Origin of the sequence: Pedobacter sp. N23S346, assembly GCF_048515415.1 — a bacterium.
GTDB lineage: Bacteria > Bacteroidota > Bacteroidia > Sphingobacteriales > Sphingobacteriaceae > Pedobacter.
Map to the genome: position 1 here is coordinate 607,196 of NZ_JBLYEE010000002.1, position 16,984 is coordinate 624,179.

At 37.2% G+C, this 16,984-nt stretch carries 19 protein-coding genes and 1 tRNA gene; 11 read left to right on the forward strand and 9 right to left on the reverse strand.

The annotated features are described in order from the left end of the window. Nucleotides 1–3: 3 nt before the first annotated feature. The 3 genes from ACN1CD_RS06410 to ACN1CD_RS06420 all read left to right on the forward strand — a co-directional run bounded on the left by ACN1CD_RS06410 (nt 4) and on the right by ACN1CD_RS06420 (nt 2,575). Nucleotides 4–744 (forward strand): copper homeostasis protein CutC, encoded by a 741-nt coding sequence (locus ACN1CD_RS06410; protein WP_419129501.1) that lies wholly within the window; start codon nt 4–6, stop codon nt 742–744. A gap of 548 nt (nt 745–1,292) precedes the next feature. Then, entirely contained in the window at nt 1,293–1,817 is a 525-nt protein-coding gene (locus ACN1CD_RS06415; RefSeq protein ID WP_419129502.1) for a hypothetical protein, read from the forward strand. Nucleotides 1,818–1,819: 2 nt separating this feature from the next. Then, nucleotides 1,820–2,575, forward strand: coding sequence for a lysostaphin resistance A-like protein (locus ACN1CD_RS06420; protein WP_419129503.1), 756 nt, complete (start codon nt 1,820–1,822; stop codon nt 2,573–2,575). On the opposite strand, the gene ACN1CD_RS06425 is transcribed toward ACN1CD_RS06420, so the two are convergent. The 3 genes from ACN1CD_RS06425 to ACN1CD_RS06435 form a co-directional block, all read right to left on the reverse strand. Beyond that, nucleotides 2,562–2,969: a DUF983 domain-containing protein gene (locus ACN1CD_RS06425; protein ID WP_419129504.1), complete on the reverse strand. Its 408-nt coding sequence runs from the start codon at nt 2,967–2,969 to the stop codon at nt 2,562–2,564. The genes ACN1CD_RS06420 and ACN1CD_RS06425 overlap by 14 nt on opposite strands. Before the next feature lie 97 nt (nt 2,970–3,066). Then, a complete protein-coding gene (locus ACN1CD_RS06430) occupies nt 3,067–3,651 on the reverse strand; it encodes a Crp/Fnr family transcriptional regulator (RefSeq protein WP_419129505.1) in 585 nt (194 codons plus the stop codon). 26 nt (nt 3,652–3,677) lie between these two features. Continuing rightward, complete coding sequence (locus ACN1CD_RS06435) at nt 3,678–4,664, reverse strand: D-alanine--D-alanine ligase (RefSeq protein ID WP_419129506.1); 987 nt, start codon at nt 4,662–4,664, stop codon at nt 3,678–3,680. A gap of 212 nt (nt 4,665–4,876) precedes the next feature. Here ACN1CD_RS06435 and ACN1CD_RS06440 point away from each other — a divergent pair, with 212 nt between their 5' ends. The 5 genes from ACN1CD_RS06440 (at nt 4,877) to ACN1CD_RS06460 (ending at nt 8,308) form a co-directional block, all read left to right on the forward strand. Then, nucleotides 4,877–5,647 (forward strand): PASTA domain-containing protein, encoded by a 771-nt coding sequence (locus ACN1CD_RS06440; RefSeq protein ID WP_419129507.1) that lies wholly within the window; start codon nt 4,877–4,879, stop codon nt 5,645–5,647. A 15-nt stretch (nt 5,648–5,662) separates the two neighbouring features. Further along, nucleotides 5,663–6,718 carry an endolytic transglycosylase MltG gene (gene mltG / locus ACN1CD_RS06445; protein ID WP_419129508.1) on the forward strand — a complete coding sequence of 352 codons (1,056 nt, stop codon included), beginning with the start codon at nt 5,663–5,665 and terminating at the stop codon, nt 6,716–6,718. Then, a complete protein-coding gene (locus ACN1CD_RS06450; RefSeq protein WP_419129509.1) occupies nt 6,718–7,131 on the forward strand; it encodes an acyl-CoA thioesterase in 414 nt (137 codons plus the stop codon). Before mltG ends, ACN1CD_RS06450 begins: the two co-directional genes overlap by 1 nt. A 3-nt stretch (nt 7,132–7,134) precedes the next feature. After that, nucleotides 7,135–8,124, forward strand: a complete 990-nt coding sequence (locus ACN1CD_RS06455; RefSeq protein WP_419129510.1) for a YihY/virulence factor BrkB family protein — start codon at nt 7,135–7,137, stop codon at nt 8,122–8,124. A gap of 94 nt (nt 8,125–8,218) precedes the next feature. Continuing rightward, nucleotides 8,219–8,308: transfer RNA gene (locus ACN1CD_RS06460), tRNA-Ser, on the forward strand. Nucleotides 8,309–8,371: 63 nt separating this feature from the next. On the opposite strand, the gene ACN1CD_RS06465 is transcribed toward ACN1CD_RS06460, so the two are convergent. After that, the gene (locus tag ACN1CD_RS06465; protein ID WP_419129512.1) at nt 8,372–9,283 is read right to left on the reverse strand and encodes an alpha/beta hydrolase family protein; all 912 of its coding nucleotides are present in this window, start codon (nt 9,281–9,283) and stop codon (nt 8,372–8,374) included. A gap of 224 nt (nt 9,284–9,507) precedes the next feature. Here ACN1CD_RS06465 and ACN1CD_RS06470 point away from each other — a divergent pair, with 224 nt between their 5' ends. From ACN1CD_RS06470 to ACN1CD_RS06480, 3 genes are all read left to right on the forward strand, one after another. Then, a complete protein-coding gene (locus tag ACN1CD_RS06470; protein ID WP_419129513.1) occupies nt 9,508–9,861 on the forward strand; it encodes a response regulator transcription factor in 354 nt (117 codons plus the stop codon). 350 nt (nt 9,862–10,211) lie between these two features. Next, the gene (locus tag ACN1CD_RS06475) at nt 10,212–12,371 is read left to right on the forward strand and encodes an FUSC family membrane protein (RefSeq protein ID WP_419129514.1); all 2,160 of its coding nucleotides are present in this window, start codon (nt 10,212–10,214) and stop codon (nt 12,369–12,371) included. A 183-nt stretch (nt 12,372–12,554) separates the two neighbouring features. Beyond that, nucleotides 12,555–12,965, forward strand: a complete 411-nt coding sequence (locus ACN1CD_RS06480; RefSeq protein ID WP_419129515.1) for an organic hydroperoxide resistance protein — start codon at nt 12,555–12,557, stop codon at nt 12,963–12,965. Between the two features lie 290 nt (nt 12,966–13,255). Here ACN1CD_RS06480 and mgtE read toward each other — a convergent pair whose 3' ends face one another. Genes mgtE through ACN1CD_RS06505 form a run of 5 tightly spaced genes read right to left on the reverse strand, consistent with a single transcriptional unit; the run spans nt 13,256 to nt 16,973 of the window. After that, nucleotides 13,256–14,605: a magnesium transporter gene (gene mgtE / locus ACN1CD_RS06485; protein WP_419129516.1), complete on the reverse strand. Its 1,350-nt coding sequence runs from the start codon at nt 14,603–14,605 to the stop codon at nt 13,256–13,258. A gap of 47 nt (nt 14,606–14,652) precedes the next feature. Beyond that, on the reverse strand, nt 14,653–14,946 hold the full coding sequence (locus tag ACN1CD_RS06490; RefSeq protein ID WP_419129517.1) for a type II toxin-antitoxin system RelE/ParE family toxin: 294 nt from the start codon (nt 14,944–14,946) through the stop codon (nt 14,653–14,655). Next, nucleotides 14,943–15,188, reverse strand: a complete 246-nt coding sequence (locus ACN1CD_RS06495; RefSeq protein WP_419129518.1) for a type II toxin-antitoxin system ParD family antitoxin — start codon at nt 15,186–15,188, stop codon at nt 14,943–14,945. Before ACN1CD_RS06495 ends, ACN1CD_RS06490 begins: the two co-directional genes overlap by 4 nt. A gap of 52 nt (nt 15,189–15,240) precedes the next feature. After that, on the reverse strand, nt 15,241–16,362 hold the full coding sequence (gene corA / locus ACN1CD_RS06500) for a magnesium/cobalt transporter CorA (protein WP_419129519.1): 1,122 nt from the start codon (nt 16,360–16,362) through the stop codon (nt 15,241–15,243). Continuing rightward, nucleotides 16,362–16,973, reverse strand: coding sequence for a WbqC family protein (locus ACN1CD_RS06505; RefSeq protein WP_419129520.1), 612 nt, complete (start codon nt 16,971–16,973; stop codon nt 16,362–16,364). Before ACN1CD_RS06505 ends, corA begins: the two co-directional genes overlap by 1 nt. Nucleotides 16,974–16,984 lie beyond the last annotated feature (11 nt).

The window sequence follows — 16,984 nt, forward strand, 5'->3', positions numbered from 1 at the left end:
AATATGTCGGGTATTTTAGAAGTATGCGCTAACTCCTATGCCTCTGCATTAGCCGCACAAAATGGTGGTGCCAAACGGGTAGAATTTTGCGATAATTTAGCAGAAGGCGGAACCACGCCTAGCTATGGTCAAATCGCATTAGCTAAAAGAAATCTAACTATAGAAGTTTGGCCGATCATTCGCCCACGAGGTGGGGACTTTTTATATTCTGACCTGGAGTTCGACTTAATGATAGAAGATATAAAAACCTGTAAATCATTACAGTGTGAAGGTATTGTTATAGGAATCCTAAAAGCTGATGGTAGCATTGATGTAGAAAGATGTAAAATATTAATCGAACTGGCCAAACCCATGCCAGTAGCTTTTCACAGAGCCTTTGATATGAGCAATGATATGGAAAAGGCACTCGAAGATTTAATTGAACTGGGTATTGTTCGGGTATTATCTTCTGGTGGGGCAACTTCAGCTTTCTCTGGAATCGAGCCGTTAGCCGAACTGGTTAAACAGGCGAACGGAAGAATCACCATTATGCCGGGCGCTGGTATCAATACCGGAAATATTCAAGCCCTTTACACGCAAACGGGTGCTACCGAATTTCATGCTTCAGCAAAGGTATTTGTTCAAAGTAAGATGACTTATAGGAATACTGCTGCAAAGATGGGGAGTATTGAAGATGAATATCAATACGAATTAACCTCAGAAGTGAAGGTGAAAGAACTTGTTCAGACACTCGAAAAACTTTGATGCAGAAGATTATCCAACCTTATAATTCCCTTCTCCTTGTAGCAATAGCAGTATTGTTAATTTCTTTCTTAATTCCTGAAGAGACCATAAATTTTACGTTCAATTTCAATACCCTTATCATAGCGGCGAGCCAATACTTGCAGTATTCGTCGGTTTTTATCTTAATCTTTGCAGCCTACTATAAATTGTTTAAAAAAATATGCTATTTCAAAACTTTAATATGGCTGCATATCGTGTTTTCACTTATAATACTAACTATAATTTATTGGTTTACTCATCAGTTCAACAAAAGTTTAGCATTAGTAGAAATATCAAACGAAGGTACAATTAGGTATTTTGAAAGCTACAGCAGGACGATTTATCTCCTGATTTTAACTTTCACCATCATTCAAACCTTACCAGTAATTAATCTGCTAATTGGTTTGTTGAAGCGTCGCAAGATTGCAGCATAGGGTAGATTTCACCTAAAAAGGCAACGGCTATTTATTTTATTATGAGTATTTTTTTATCGATGAATACTATATTTAACAAATTAATGACACTCAATAATGGAAAAACTAATTGTTAATAACTGCAATTGCTGCTATAAAACATTTTCTCATGCAGATATTTTCTGTAATAGCTGTGGATATCCTTTACAAGGTACAGAGCAGGAGCAAAAAACATTTATTGCCATACGAAATAATCAGGAAATAGATCTAGCAGAGCTGGATAGACAAGTCAAGTCTGCCCGTAACTCACTCTATTGGATTGGTGGTGTGATTGGCTTATGGACATTAATTGGTTTCTTTACAAGTGAAAATGCAGACGATGCTTTTTCACTTCTAATCATAAATATTATTCTTGTTGGTGGTTTTTGTGCGTTGGGGGTTTGGAGTAAAACAAAACCAGCTGCCGCTTTAATTTCGGGCCTTTCACTATATATCATTATTCAGGTATTGAACGCAATTGTTTCTCCAATGACTATATTCTCAGGCATCATCTTTAAAATAATTATTATCGGGTATTTGATAAAAGGTATAAAAGCTGTCCTGGAAAGCGAAAAAATTAAAAAAGACTTAAATATACTGTAGTAGTGGAGACCGATAATTCTATCTCTAAAACCTGTCGAAACTGTAAGGTAGATATCGTAGCGCACCATAAATTTTGCAATTTCTGCGGAGCAGTTCAAAATCAGTTAGAAATTAATGATGTAGATTCGAAGTGGCTTCTGCTGAAGCAGGTTGCCTTGTTTTTCGCAATACAGGTTGCTTGTTGTCTTTTACCACTAGCCGTTGAAGAGGAAAGTATTTCAACAATATTTTTAATGGACTTGCTCTCTGCAATTATTGTTTTAATGTTTTTCGGATACAACTTTAAGGAAAATATTATACTACTAAAATGGAAGAATTTTTCGTTCCTAAAATTGATTTCTTATAGTATGCTCACAATACTCGGTTCAATTACAGTTCAATTCTTAATTGGGCATTTAAATTTGATTCTTTTTAATAAAGACTATTCTTTTTACGAACCATTTAGGAGTCATCCATACGGAAAAATTTTAATGATTATTTCTATCGCCGTGTTTCCTGCAATTTTTGAAGAAATGGCTTTTAGAGGGTTTGTAATGGAAAAGTTAACCAAAGTAGTGGATAATCAGCAGGCGATCTACATTAGCTCATTTATGTTTTTTATTATACACTTCAGTCTTGTTTCAGTTTTCTGGCTTTTGCCTTTTGCTATCCTGCTCGGTTATTTAAGAATTAAGGAGAAAACAATCTGGTATGGCATAGCGATCCACTTTTTATTTAATTTAACGGCATGTTTAGGTGAAATCTTCAACCTCTCCTAATTAAATCTCCACTACCCGGTACATAGTGTAAACCCGGAGTAAGATAATGCAATAAAATCACCCTAGAATAACGGTAATTTATCGGAGAACAGAGCAATACTCCAAAAAGAATAATTCCCACATAATACCATAAACTTTCGTAAATCAACGGTAAGCCTAAAACATAAGAGGCTACGCCAATAGTAATTATTTCTGCAACGTTCATAGCGTAACTCACAAACATGGCAACATAGAAAAAGCCAGGTTCGCGCTCAAATTTCAAATTACAATGCGGACAATAAACATTTGTTTTCTGTAATTTGTAAGAATATGCACTTCCGGTAAAAATTTCACCCTTACGGCATCGGGGACATTTGCATTGGATAAAAGCTTGAAAACTTGATAAATCTGCCATAATTGTAATGTTTAATCATGCAAATTTATCACTAAAATCACAGTGCGTTTATGATCTGCATCATATTCTGCAGACCAATCTATCAAAGCTATGTTTATTACAATGGTCGAACAATCTTTCCTTTAATCATCGAGATTAGTCCTCTTGACGAAAGCAACTTCACTCCTCTGATCACGGTTTCCACCCTTAAGCCTGTCATATCCGCAAGTTCCTGCCGGGTAAATCTTAAAGGAGCTCCTGCCTCAACGTCAGCGAGTAAATAGTTGATCAGGGTAAGCAAACGATGCTCTGCCTTTTCGTTGGCAAGCTCTTCTAGCATCATTGATTTATAAAATAACCGGTTGCTCAGCGTTTTAATAAGTGCCATACTAAAATCTGGCTCCTCTTCAATCAAAGTGAAAAAAGCATCTCTACCCACCTGGATAATTTCAGAATCTTTATTTACGATCGTGTAGGCCAAATACTGGCGGTTAATCAAAAGCGCAGGTTCACCAAAGTATTGCCCTGCTTTAAATACACCTTGAATAAATTCTTTTCCTTCATCACTAATGGTAACCATGCGCACTTCGCCTGTTTTTATAAAATAGACATATTTTGGCTGCATGCCCGGTTCATAAATGATTGAATCTCTCCTAAATCTCTTTATAGTAAACCCTTTTTCAATAAGCTTTTGGATTTCCATTAGATTAGTGATTTTGGTTCCAGTAGTTAACCAATGGTTTCTTTTAATAAACTAGAATAAAATTCTTTTAAAGAGATACCCATTGCAGCCACTTGTTGTGGAATAAAACTGGTAGCTGTTTGTCCGGGGATGGTATTAATTTCTATGAAATAAAAGTTACCAGTTTCATGTTCAAGAAAATAATCAATGCGGACAATCCCTCTGCAGTTTAACTTTATATATATATCCTTAACAATCTGATGCACTCTTTTATATTCCTCATCACTCATATTTCCAGGCGTAATTTCTTCTGTAGCACCTGGGGTATATTTTGCTTCAAAATCAAAAAACTCATTGGCTGGAATCACTTCAGTAGTTGGCAGAACCGTCACTTCGCCGTTTGCTTTGAAAACACCTATAGAGAATTCTCTACCGCTTACAAACTCTTCAATCAATACCTGATGATCTTCTTTAAAAGCTTTATCAAGTGCTGCTTCCAGGTCATTAGCATGCTTCACCTTACTCATTCCGATACTACTTCCGCCACTATTTGGTTTTACGAAATAGGGTAATTTCAGGTCTTGCTTAATCTGATCAGGATGATAATTTCCACCTTTAAAAATCTGGACAGATTTGGCGATAAATAATTGATTTATACCATTTACGATCGCTTTTGTATAACCTTTATTCATGGTGATGGAAGAAGTTAAGGCATCGCAGGTGGTGTAAGGAATCTGCAACATATCAAAATATCCCTGTAACTTCCCATCTTCACCCGGCGAACCATGGATGGCGATAAACACTCCATCAAATTTTATCTTCTTTCCTTCCAGCGTTAAAGAAAAATCATTTCTATCAATTTCAATTTTCACAGAATCTGCAGGTTCATAAAACCAGCTATGGTCATTGAGCATAATTTTATAAACATCATATAAGTCGGCATCAATATTTTGCACAATGGTAGCTGCACTTTTTACCGAAACAACCCATTCGCCTGTGGTACCGCCTGTTAACAGGGCAATCGTTTTCTTCATGTGGAAAATCCTTAATTATAAATTGAAATTGATTGTAAATATATCCTCAAAAATATAAATATCTTTGTGCAAAGTTTAATTATTGATGAATTGAATTGTTAATGAGCAAAGTATTTAATGGTGTGATTATTGTTAACGAAATGCCGGAAATAATTCATTAACGCATTAATGATTACATTTGAATTGTACGCATAACCCAGAATTTAACATTCATGTCTAAATTTATAGATTATTTAAAAACAAGATCCTTCAGGAACAACATTTTAGCTGCAGTTTTAACGGTTGTAGGCCTTCTTCTTATTGCTTTTTTCAGCCTTCGGTATTACACCAAGCATGGCCAGGGATTAAATGTGCCGCTTGTAAAAGGCTTGGCTTTTGAGCAGGCCGTGCAGAAACTCGAAGATGCAGGCTTAAAATATGAGGTAGATTCTGTATTTATTATGGATCAGCCTGCCGGAATTGTGATCGATCAGGATCCTGATCCAAATACTTTTGTAAAAGATAACCGGACTATTTATTTAACCATCAACGCCGGTAAAATTCCAAATACGAAATTCCCTGACATTGCTTTTAAAACATTACGTGAGGCACAAGCCATCATTGAAAGTTCGAGATTAAAACTGGGTGACACCACCTACAAGCCTGATGTAAGTAGAGACGTAGTTTTAGAAGCTTCTTTTGGCGGACAACCCATTCAACCGGGAGATATTATCCCTGTAGGATCTAGAATTAACCTGGTGTTAGGCGATGGCCGTGGCAGCCAGGAAGTTGACGTTCCACAGCTAGTTGGCTTAACCGTAGATGAAGCTAAATTCAGTTTAAAAGGTTCCAATTTAAGCTTAGGGAATATTATCTATGATGGCGCCATCACTGACAGTGCCAATGCAGTAATTACGCAACAGGATCCAATGCCGGTAGATTCTTTAACAAAAGTAGCCATCGGAACAAAAATCAATATTACCTTATCTAATAAACAACAATAATACGCACATTTTAAAATGACTGAGATAGAAAAAAAGAAATTGAGCACCGGAAAAAAAATAACAATCACTATTGTTGTTGCTATTGTACTGGTTGCCGGCTATTTTGCGCTTAATTTTTACAAGGTATATTTTTCGCCTAACGTTACAGAGAATCAAAAATATTTATACATCAAAACAGGAAGCAGCTACGATCAGTTAGTGGAAAATCTGAAAAAGAAAGATATCGTTAAGAGCATATCGTCTTTTGCTACTGCTGCCGGAAAGATGAATCTGCCTGCAAACTTAAAACCTGGTCGTTATCGCCTAAAAAAAGGAATGACCAACCGAACTTTGGTAAATTTAATCAAATCGGGAAACCAGGAACCAGTGAAACTTAAATTTCAGAACATCCGCAAGAAGGAAAATTTTGCAGCTTATCTGGCCAGTAATTTAGAGGCAGATTCACTAAGCTTTATCAGCGTATTAGATTCTACTGATTTAATTACCAAATACGGCTTCAATCAGGATAATATTTATGCTATGTTCATTCCAAATACTTACGAAATGTATTGGAATGTATCTCCCTTAGCGTTTTTTGAGCGCATGCATAAAGAATACGACAAATTCTGGAATGCCGAACGCAAACAAAAAGCAGCAAGTTTAAACCTCACCCCTGCGCAGGTTTACACCCTGGCCTCTATTGTAGATGCTGAAGCATTATATGATAAAGAAATGCCAATCATTGCCGGCCTCTATTTAAACAGGTTAAACAAAGGAATCTTATTGCAAGCAGATCCAACTGTAATATTTGCAAACAATGATTTTACAGTAAAAAGAGTTACGGGCAAGTTGTTACAGGTTCAGTCTTTATACAACACTTACAAATATGCAGGCCTGCCTCCAGGCCCCATCATGATGCCGAGTATTAATGCCATTGATGCAGTATTAAATAAAGAAGATAACAATTACATTTATATGTGTGCGAAGGAAGATTTTTCAGGCTATCATAATTTTGCTGAAACAAAAGCACAGCACGAAATTAATGCGAAAAAATATCGTGAAGCACTAAACAAGAAAAATATTTTCAGATAATGTTTGTACACGAAACAAAAGTAAAAGTCCGCTATGCCGAAACCGATCAAATGGGAATTGTTCACCATGCCAATTACGCGCTGTATTACGAAATTGCACGAACGGAGTGCTTCGAAGCTTTATCAGGTATAACCTACGCATCTATGGAAGCTGATGGTGTGATGCTGCCTTTATTGGAATTACAATCTAAATATTTAAAGCCTGCGTTCTATAATCAGGTTTTAAAAGTCAAATGTTTGGTTAAAGAATTACCCTCTGTTCGCTTAAATGTAGAATACGAAATCTATAATGAAGAAGAAATACTGATCAATATTGGCAAAACAACTTTGGTATTTGTAGATAAATCGACCAGAAAACCTTGTCAGCCACCAGAAATTTTTATGGAAGGCATTAGAAAATATTTTACAGCATAATTAATGGAATGGTTACACAGGCAATTACTTCATCTTAAACTTTACTCAAGCTTTATTGAGTGGACGAAGAGTTGTGTCTTGCCTGGTTTCAGTCCGCTACCTTTATACACCGTTGCAACGTTCTTTTTTCGGGAGATTGGTAAAGATACGCTGGTTAACAAATCTTCATCTCTGGCTTACAGTTTTATGCTGGCCATTTTCCCAGGTATTATCTTCTTATTTACACTGATCCCCTTCATTCCGATTCATGGTTTCCAGGATCAGTTGCTAAGTCTGATTGAGCTGGTTTTGCCACACAATGCTTACGATGCTTTTGAATCTACGCTGAATGACATTGTAAAAAATCAAAATACGGGCTTATTATCTTTTGGTTTTTTATCGGCTATATTTTTTGCCACTAACGGGGTGAAGAATTTAATGAAGGCCTTTAATAAATCTTCCTTAATCATCGAAACCAGGGGATGGATTAAACAACGCCTGATTGCATTGGCTTTAACGGTATTTATCTGCTTATCTATCATCGCCTGTATTACTGCCATGGCTTTGGGAGAAGTTTTATTGAAATACATTAAAGAGGAGCTTCACTTAAAGGCCAGTTTAGCCGTTTTTGCAATTCAATTTACCAGATGGGCATTATTGGCTGCCTTGTATTTCTTCACCATCTCTATTTTATACCGGTATGGTCCATCTCACGCCAAGAAATGGAAATTATTCAGTGCAGGTTCATGGCTGGCAACCATCCTGGCTTTTTTAACCATTTGGGGGTTTTCTTTCTATATTAACCACTTTGCGTCTTATAACAAAGTTTATGGTTCTATCGGAACTTTAATTGTCGTCATGATCTGGCTGTACCTGAATTCATTCATTTTGTTGATCGGCTTTGAGCTTAATGCCAGTGTTGATGTAAGCAAAAGAAGTGTAAAAATTATTCGCCCGAACTATAATCTCTTCAAAAAAAGCGACCCAATCGACGAAAACATCAGTAGGAAATAATTTTTTCTTCCTCTGTGTTAAGCAATTATCAACTTAATATAAAAAAAACGTCTGCGTAGTTTGCAGATTTAGCCGGAGTTTGTACTTTTGCAGCGGAGAGTTGGCAGAGTGGTCGATTGCGGCAGTCTTGAAAACTGTTGACTTGTTAAAGGGTCCGCGGGTTCGAATCCCCCACTCTCCGCCAAAATTGAAAACCTGCAATTGTTTAGTTGCAGGTTTTTTTCTTTTAAAGCTTCCTCAAATTAACCTATTTAGATTTTCCCTTATAACCATTCTTCTTTGAGCAGTGGCTGATGTCTTTGATCCATTGAAGCGCAGCATTATACGGTTCCTGAGATTTTGAGAAAGCAGTGTTATGGCCTAGCATGGGAAATAAATGATACTCGAAAGGCTTACCTTGCGCTTTAAGCTTATCTATTCGTTCTATTGACAAGCCGACCGGAGCTTGTATATCTTTGCCGCCATAAAGCCACAGCCCCGGAATTTTTAGTCTGATCAGCGAGTTAAGCGGATCGGTAGCTGTAAACTGATATCGGTCAGGGTCGTTTTTAATGTGCTCGCGAACATCAGCTTCAGAGTGAGTTTCCCAAAAACTGGTTTTTCCGTTCGTGTAAAATTGAAATCGCAGCTGTTCGAGTGTAGTTGCGACTGGTCCGCTAAATAATATCATAAAGCGCACCTCACTATTTTTTTCAGCAGCTATAGGGATTACCCAACCCGCCTGACTAAACCCGACCAGACCCAATAGCACCTTTTTACCGGGAAGATGCAACAATAGTGTTTGAGCCGCAGCACTTGCATCTAAAGCCAGCAAGTTAAGATTGGCCGAATCAACATTATTGGTTCCCACTTCCGGACCAGCATAAACCCCACCCGACTCTCCAACTCCACGTTTATCGTACGTTAACACTGCGATGCCGTTTCTAGCTAAATTTGAAGCCAGGTTTACCATTCTTCTCTCCTGCCCTGAACCATGTACAAGGATTACCGCAGCATGAGGATGTTTGGGCATAAAAATGGCACCTGCCAGGCTGACTCCCATACTTTTAAACTGAACATTTTCAATGGTGTAAACAGATTGGTGATTAGCATTAGAAGATGTTTGAGAAAACAACTTAACACTTAAGCAACTCAGCACAATAAGTAAACAAGGTTTCATAATTTTTAATTTAAGAGATTTTAATCAGTTAATATCATTAGGATTTAAAATGTGAAGCAATATACCTAGACGGTAATCTTGATCATGATAAATGTGATGGAAGTGCTATTATTTGTGATGGAAGGCCTTATTTTATTGTTGATTTGTATTGCTCCAAGTTACTTTTAACGGATTTTTAAAACTTTCTATGGTCCGGATCGATTGTAATTACGTAGATAAAAGATATGGGTAAGAGAGTATTTCTGTTAGAGGATGATGAAGGAATAAGAGACGTAATTGAGCTTATTTTAGGGTTAGAGAATTATGAAGTAATTAGTTTTGAAACGGTTACTACATTTATGGAGGCAAACATTAATCAGGTTCCAGATCTTTTTATATTGGATGTAATGCTACCGGACGGAAATGGTATGGATGTTTGTGCAGAACTTAAATCCATTAATAACAATATTCCAGTATTGATGATGAGTGCACATGCAAACGCGGCAGATATCTTTTTAAACTGTGCAGCTAACGATTTCATGGCTAAGCCTTTCGACCTTAATAACCTGTTGGAGAAAGTTAATAAGCTTGTGGCTTAGGTGTATCTGATGGCTATTACGTTAAACTAACACTTGTCATTGCGAAAAACAGTTTTTCTTCGTTTCATGGCAACCTCTAATTGCTGTAGATGCTCTATAGCAAATAGGAGATTGCCACGAACATAACCGATGAAAGATCGGAAATGTTCGCGCAAGGACAGTCAGGGGGCAGAAAAACTAAGGCGATAAACTAACCCGGTTGTAGTGCATAGAGGAGAAGTCTAAGCATAAACGATCTATAAAACTTGATGATCAAAAATCCCATGACCCTTTAGATTGAAATAAACCTCTTTCAAAAAAGTTGAATTTTTATCCCAACAAAAAGTTCCCGATAATGTTATTTTTGTAACATGCAGATCAGGCAACCCATCAGAAACATACAAGATTTTTTATTGAGTACGTATTTCGCGGATGGCCTACGCATTACCCTTGGTGTGCTACTCCCCTCGTTAATTCTTGCGCAGTTTGGAATGCTTAAATATGGCATGACCTTATCATTGGGTGCCCTATGCGTGAGCATTGTAGATAGCCCCGGTCCAATGGTGCACAGGCGGAACGCCATGTTGGTTACTACAGTTTTAATTTTCCTGTTTTCTATACTCACAGGTTTAACCAACAAAAGCCCATATTTCGTAGCCTTCCTTCTTGGGGCTTCCAGTTTTGTATTTTCGATGTTCTACATTTACGGCATCAGGGCTGCATCGGTCGGAACAGCAGTATTGCTGATTATTGTATTGAGTATTGATGATATCCGTCCCTGGCAGGAAGTAATTCAGCATGGATTTATGGTATTGGCAGGAAGCCTCTGGTATACAGGATTAAGTTATTTCTTTTATCGTCTTCGTCCCTTTCGTTTAGTACAACAATCTTTAAGTGATTCGATTTTCGAAGTGGCAGAGTTTCTCAGAGAAAAAGCGAAATTCTATCATCAGCATAATAATTACGATAAAACATACGCAGAACTGCTTCAGTTACAGGTTTCGGTACACGAAAAGCAGGATGCCGTTAGAGAATTATTATTCAGAACCAGGGAAATTGTCAGGGATTCCAGTCCTGAGGGTAGGTTTTTGCTCCTGGTATTCGTAGACATGGTCGACCTTTTTGAGCAGGTGATGTCTACCTATTATAACTATCAGCAATTGCATGAGCAGTTTGATAAAGCAGGGATATTAAAAGATTATGAAATGGCAATTAAACGCATTTCATACGCCCTGGACGACATTGCATTTGCGCTAAAAAGCGGTGGCAAACCTGTTGTTTCTAAAAGATTGCTAATTGAAATTGAGCGCTTAAAAATTAAAATCAATCACCTGGAGAAAAATAATACCAATCAGGAATACAATACCATTGGTATTATTGCGCTCAAAAACATAGAGGTTAACATTGAAAATATTTTAGCCAGAGTTAAAACCATTTTTAGTTATTTTAAGGTACGAACCAGTAAAGACATCCGCCAGGCCGAAGTAGATACAGAAAAGTTTATTAAAAGGCAAAAATTCGATTTTCAGCTTTTTACAGATAACTTAACCTATAGTTCTTCTACTTTCAGGCATTCTTTGAGGGTTACAGTTGTAATGCTATTGGGTTTCGTTGTTGCCGAGATCTTAAATTTTTCTCACAGTTATTGGATTCTACTCACTATTCTGGTGATTTCCAAACCAGGTTTTAGTCTCACTAAAGAACGCAACTATCAACGCTTAATCGGAACAACTGTCGGCGCTTTTGTAGGTATGGGCGTGCTGACTTACATACACGACCGACATACGCTTTTTGGCATTCTATTGATTTGTATGATAGGAAGTTACAGTTTTCAAAGAAAAAACTATGTAGTAAGTGTACTTTTCATGACACCTTATATCCTAATTCTTTTCGATTTTCTGGGAATGGGATCTATTGCACTGGCCAGAGAAAGAATTTATGACACTTTCATTGGTTCTGGAATTGCGCTTTTGGCCAGCTATTCCCTTTTCCCTACCTGGGAATATGAGAAATTGAAAGAGGCCATGTTAAATATTATTAAAGCTAATAAGGCATACTATGCTCAGGTGGCGACATTATATTTTGAAAAAAATTACAACAGAACAGAATATAAGTTGGCTAGAAAAGAGGTATATGTAAGCACAGCAAATCTGGCTTCTCTTTTTCAGAGAATGTTTTCTGAACCGAAGAGTAAACAGTTATTTATTAAAGAAGTGCACCAGTTTACCACGCTTAACCATTTATTATCCTCATACGTTGCCACGCTTTCTTTGTATAATAAGGAACACGAATTTACTTTTGAAAGCTTTGAGGCCTTGAAACCAATGTCGAATAATACAGATTACCTATTCGATATGACGATTGAGAATTTGGAGCAAAATAAAGAAACGTTAGATAATGTACCACTGATCCGCGTTGCAGACACCGGCTTTCAAATTCACAAGGGACAAGATCTGGTACCGGAACAATTTGATTTAATTCAGAAAGTGGCTTATGACATTTATAAACTAACTGGAAAGATTAAGATTTAGTTGCTGATCATTTAATCGGAAGGCTCAATTCGTATTCCTATGCACCGGAAGGCATCATATTTTCAAGATTGAAGATCATTGACATCACTGGTTCTTGATCTTGTATAATGGCCACCTATATCGGCTATAGCAAACAATGACTGCTTTGGTTTGTTAAGCTTACTTACTAAAGAAATATTAGACATGGAAAAGTTATATACAGCTGAAGTTACAGCTACAGGCGGCAGAGATGGACACGTTAAATCAAGTGATGGAATTTTAGATTTCGAATTAAGAAAACCAAAAGAACTTGGCGGTCAGGGTGGTGCAACAAATCCAGAAGAATTATTTGCAGCAGCTTGGGGACCATGTTATCTTGGCGCATTGGGTTCAGTTGCAGAACGCGCAGGTGTTGATGTGAGTGAGGCTAATGTTAAAGTTTTAGTATCCTTCAATAAAGATGACAATGCATTCGTTCTGTCAGCAGATTTGGATGTTCATATCCCTGGGATTTCATTAGAAGAATCGCAGTCTATCGCAGATAAAGCACACAGGGCTTGTCCATATTCTAAAGCGGTTAAAGGCAATATTGATGTAAGGGTTACAGCTGTTTAAGGCTATATTAAGTTTTATAGGATTCCCGTCTTCGTAAGAATGACGGGAATTTTTGTTTTAATGCAGGCAACGTTCGTTGATGTATAGCGAAACCATGGTTTGGTGGCTCATCAACCATTTTGCCATCACCAAATCCATGGTTGGTGGCTCACCAACCGAAACGGTTTATCGAATTTGTACTGATTGCATAGTGCGAAAAATATTTTCTTCATCGTCCTGTCCCTTTCAGGGGAACGGTGCCACTAGACGGATAGGAGCTTTTATACCTCACCTATCCTCATCATGTAAGTCTATAATAAAAGTTTACTTGCCAGGCCTAAAATAAGCATGAAGCCGAAAACATCGGTAAATGTAGTAATGATAATCGACGAGGCAATGGCAGGATCAATTCCCACCCTTTTCAATATCAATGGAATTCCTGCACCCGTAATGCCTGCAATAAGCAAGTTACCTGTCATTGCAAGGAAGATTACAAGCCCAAGCATTGGGTTTCCATCAAAGAAAAAAGCAAACAGAAACACGATTAAGCCGTTCACTGCCCCATTAATTAATCCGACAGTAAATTCTTTCAAAACCGTTCTATAAGCTTGTTTATCCGTTAAGTCGTAAAGTGAAATACGCCTCACCGTTACTGCAAGTGCCTGTGTGGCTGCGTTTCCACCCATTCCGGCTATGATCGTCATGTATGCTGCTAAAGATGGAATTAACTTGATTGTAGGGTCAAAATAACGAACAACAGAAGAAGCCAAGAAAGCTGTTCCAAGGTTAATCACCAGCCATGGAAGACGAGACTTCACAGCCTCTACCCAGTTACCGCTTAATTCCTCATCTTCAGATACACCGGAAATCTTCAAAATATCCTCCGTACTTTCCGCCTCCATTACATCAATCACATCATCGAATGTTACACGACCTAAAAGCTTCTGGTGATCATCAATAACTGGAATACTGGTTAAATTATACTGAGAAATCAGGTTGGCAACCTCCTCCTGATCGGTGTTTGGATGTACATAAACGGCATCAATTTTTACCAGTTCGGTAATTTTTGCATCGTGTTTTGCTTTGATAATATCTTTTAAAGAAACAATCCCTTTAAAAACATCTTCATCATCGACAACATAGATGGTATAAAACTCTTCCATCTGTTCACTCTGCCTGATAATTTCGTCTATTGCATCCTTTTTAGTCAGGTTGATGTTCACACAGATCAGTTCTGTGTTCATCAAACCACCAGCGGTTTTTTCGTCGTAAGTTAAAAGGTTTCTAATTTCAGATGCATGCTCATCCTGCAGGTCTTCGAGAATTTCATTCTGCTCATGATCTTCAAGCTGGGAGATGATATCCGTTGCATCATCATAATCCAGTTCTTCAACAATCTCGGTACGTTTATCAGGATGAAGCTGAAAAAGTAAATCTTCAGGGTGAGACTCCTCATCCATCTCAGAAATAATCTCAGAAGCAATTTCAGCAGGCAATAAATTAATAATATGCTGCTGCTCAGATTTATCTAAACGCTCAAAAAGAATCGCTATTTCTGAAGCGTGATAATCATCTAAAACCTCTTTCAGGATTTCATCCCCGGCTAAAATTGCATTTTTAACCTTTAGTACGTCGCTTTTATCTATTTCGAATGATTGCATCTTGTTAACCTAACCTAAAACCTGCTAAAGCTACTAATAAAGCTTTATTAAACCCTATTCTTAATGTCCATCATTTTGTGTAAAATTCTGATAATTTCAACGCTCCCTGCATCATTTAACTTATAGAATATCAAGTGAGATTTTACCTGCCAGGAACGATATCCTTTTAAAACAAAATCTATATTTTTACCTTGATTAAAGTTTTGAGATATGTATTGGCATTCTGCAATTAGGATTGAATAATATCGATCTGCCTGATCTTTAGACCAGTTGTTATAAGTGTAAAGCCAAATATTTTCCAGATCAACAAGCGCTAATTCGCTATAAATCAATGCTGTCACCGTACGTGTTTTTTATGTAAGGTTGCTAAATGCGATTCAAAATCAAAACCTTCCACTCTTTTACCGTTTTCTCCATCTTTCAGCGCAGAACGGAGCAAATTAATTTTTTGCTCTTCATCTTCGAGTAATCTTAATCCTGCACGAATAAGTTCACTTGCATTTTTGAAACGACCTTCAGAAATTTTTTCATCAATAAAATTCTCAAAGTGATCTCCTAAAGCTATTGATGTATTTTTTCCCATGTCAGTTTTTTCGAATAAATAAAGTTACCAAAAATTGGTATTCTATCAAAGATTATTTAAACCAACCTTTTCTCCAGAAATAAATGATCTGAATGATCGCAATTACCCCCATTACAATCCAGGTCCACAGGTAACCATGTGGACTATAAAGTTCTGGCATATTACCGGGCAATACTTTTCCCGTTACCGGATCTTCACGGCTAAAGTTCATTCCGTAAATACCAGCAATAAATGTGAGGGGAATAAAAATGGATGATATGATGGTTAATACCTTCATAATTTCATTCATCCTATTGCTGGTGATGGATAAGTTCATATCAATATTCGCCGATGCAATCTCCTTTAACGATTCGATAAAATCGATAATTTGGATACAATGATCATAAGCATCCTTCATGTATGTTTTGGTCAGATCGGAAATTAAAGCACTATCTGATCGAATAATATCATTAAGCTTATCTCTTTCCGGCCAGGCCACCTTTCTAATGGTAATCAATGATCGCTTAATTGCTTGCGTATCGTACATAATCCGCCTATCGGGATGATCATAAAGCCGATCTTCAATGGCATCTAATTCCTCCCCCCAAAAATTCAATAAGGCAAAATAATTATCCACGATTACATCCATAATCGCATACATTAAGTAACTGCTTCCGCCAATCCGGATATTACCTTTACCAATTTCCAATCGCTTTCTTACGGGCTCAAAACAGTCAGCATAAGATTCCTGAAATGTAATTAAGGTACGTTCTGATAAAATGAATGAGATTTGATCATTACACAAAACGTCATCTTCGCCTAAATACAAGTGCCTGCTTACTGAAAACAAATATTTATCGTTATCATATTCATCTAACTTTGGTCGCTGATAAGAACTGGTTATGTCTTCCAATACCAATCTGCTGATGTCAAACTTCGAAAAAAGTGTTTCAAAGATGTTGGGATCTGCCAGGCCTTTAATATCAAACCAATAGTTAAAATCCTTATTCTGAATAAGTTTATCAATATTATTGATATGCTCCAATTCCTCCTTTTTATAGCTGGAACTATTGTAAGTATGAAGCGTAATTTTAGGTTTCAACGCATTTTCATCTATAGCATACCTCCCCGGACTGGTGCCTGGCTCGGGTACTTTATAGTGCTTATGCCGATTACGTGGTTTGTTTTTTCCCATTATAGATAATTTTTGGCTTGCGGCCCTTGGTTAAACAAGAGGTCTACAATACTTAAGTTAGGCAAAAACTGATACCTGTCTTCAAAAACCTGATAGTAAGGCTTATTGTTTGCCACTTGGTCAGCTTTTTTTGGATTCATCATTCCCCTGTGATCCAGAGCCTCCGGAATATCATCTTCGTAACTTTCCGTAACCTTTAGCTCATGTGGTAATTTTAGCTTTTTAGTTAACCAAGCCAGTAATTCTAAATTATAATCAAAAAGGAAATCAAATTTTTCGTTGTAGAAACGAGCCAGTTCATCTTCATAAAATTCGAAATAGGCCGAGCTCCGGTAACAGGTTTCCAGGCTTAACCAATGCAGTCGTTGCCATTTGAAGTCGTAACTAATCCGCACATCCTTCATTTTTGTATGCGTTTTGGCACCTTTTACTATAGGAACGGTTAAATCCAGTTTGCCGTTTGGCGAATAAATACTTGCCCTGTTGCGATAAGTTTGTTTCGCTAAGTGTTCATTTTTTTCAATTAGAAAATCTTGTCCTACCTCCTGTAATAAGCTGAAGTAGCCAACCGGTGGAAGATAAAATAATGGAAGTATTGCTGTATTCTGCATTTGAAAATTTA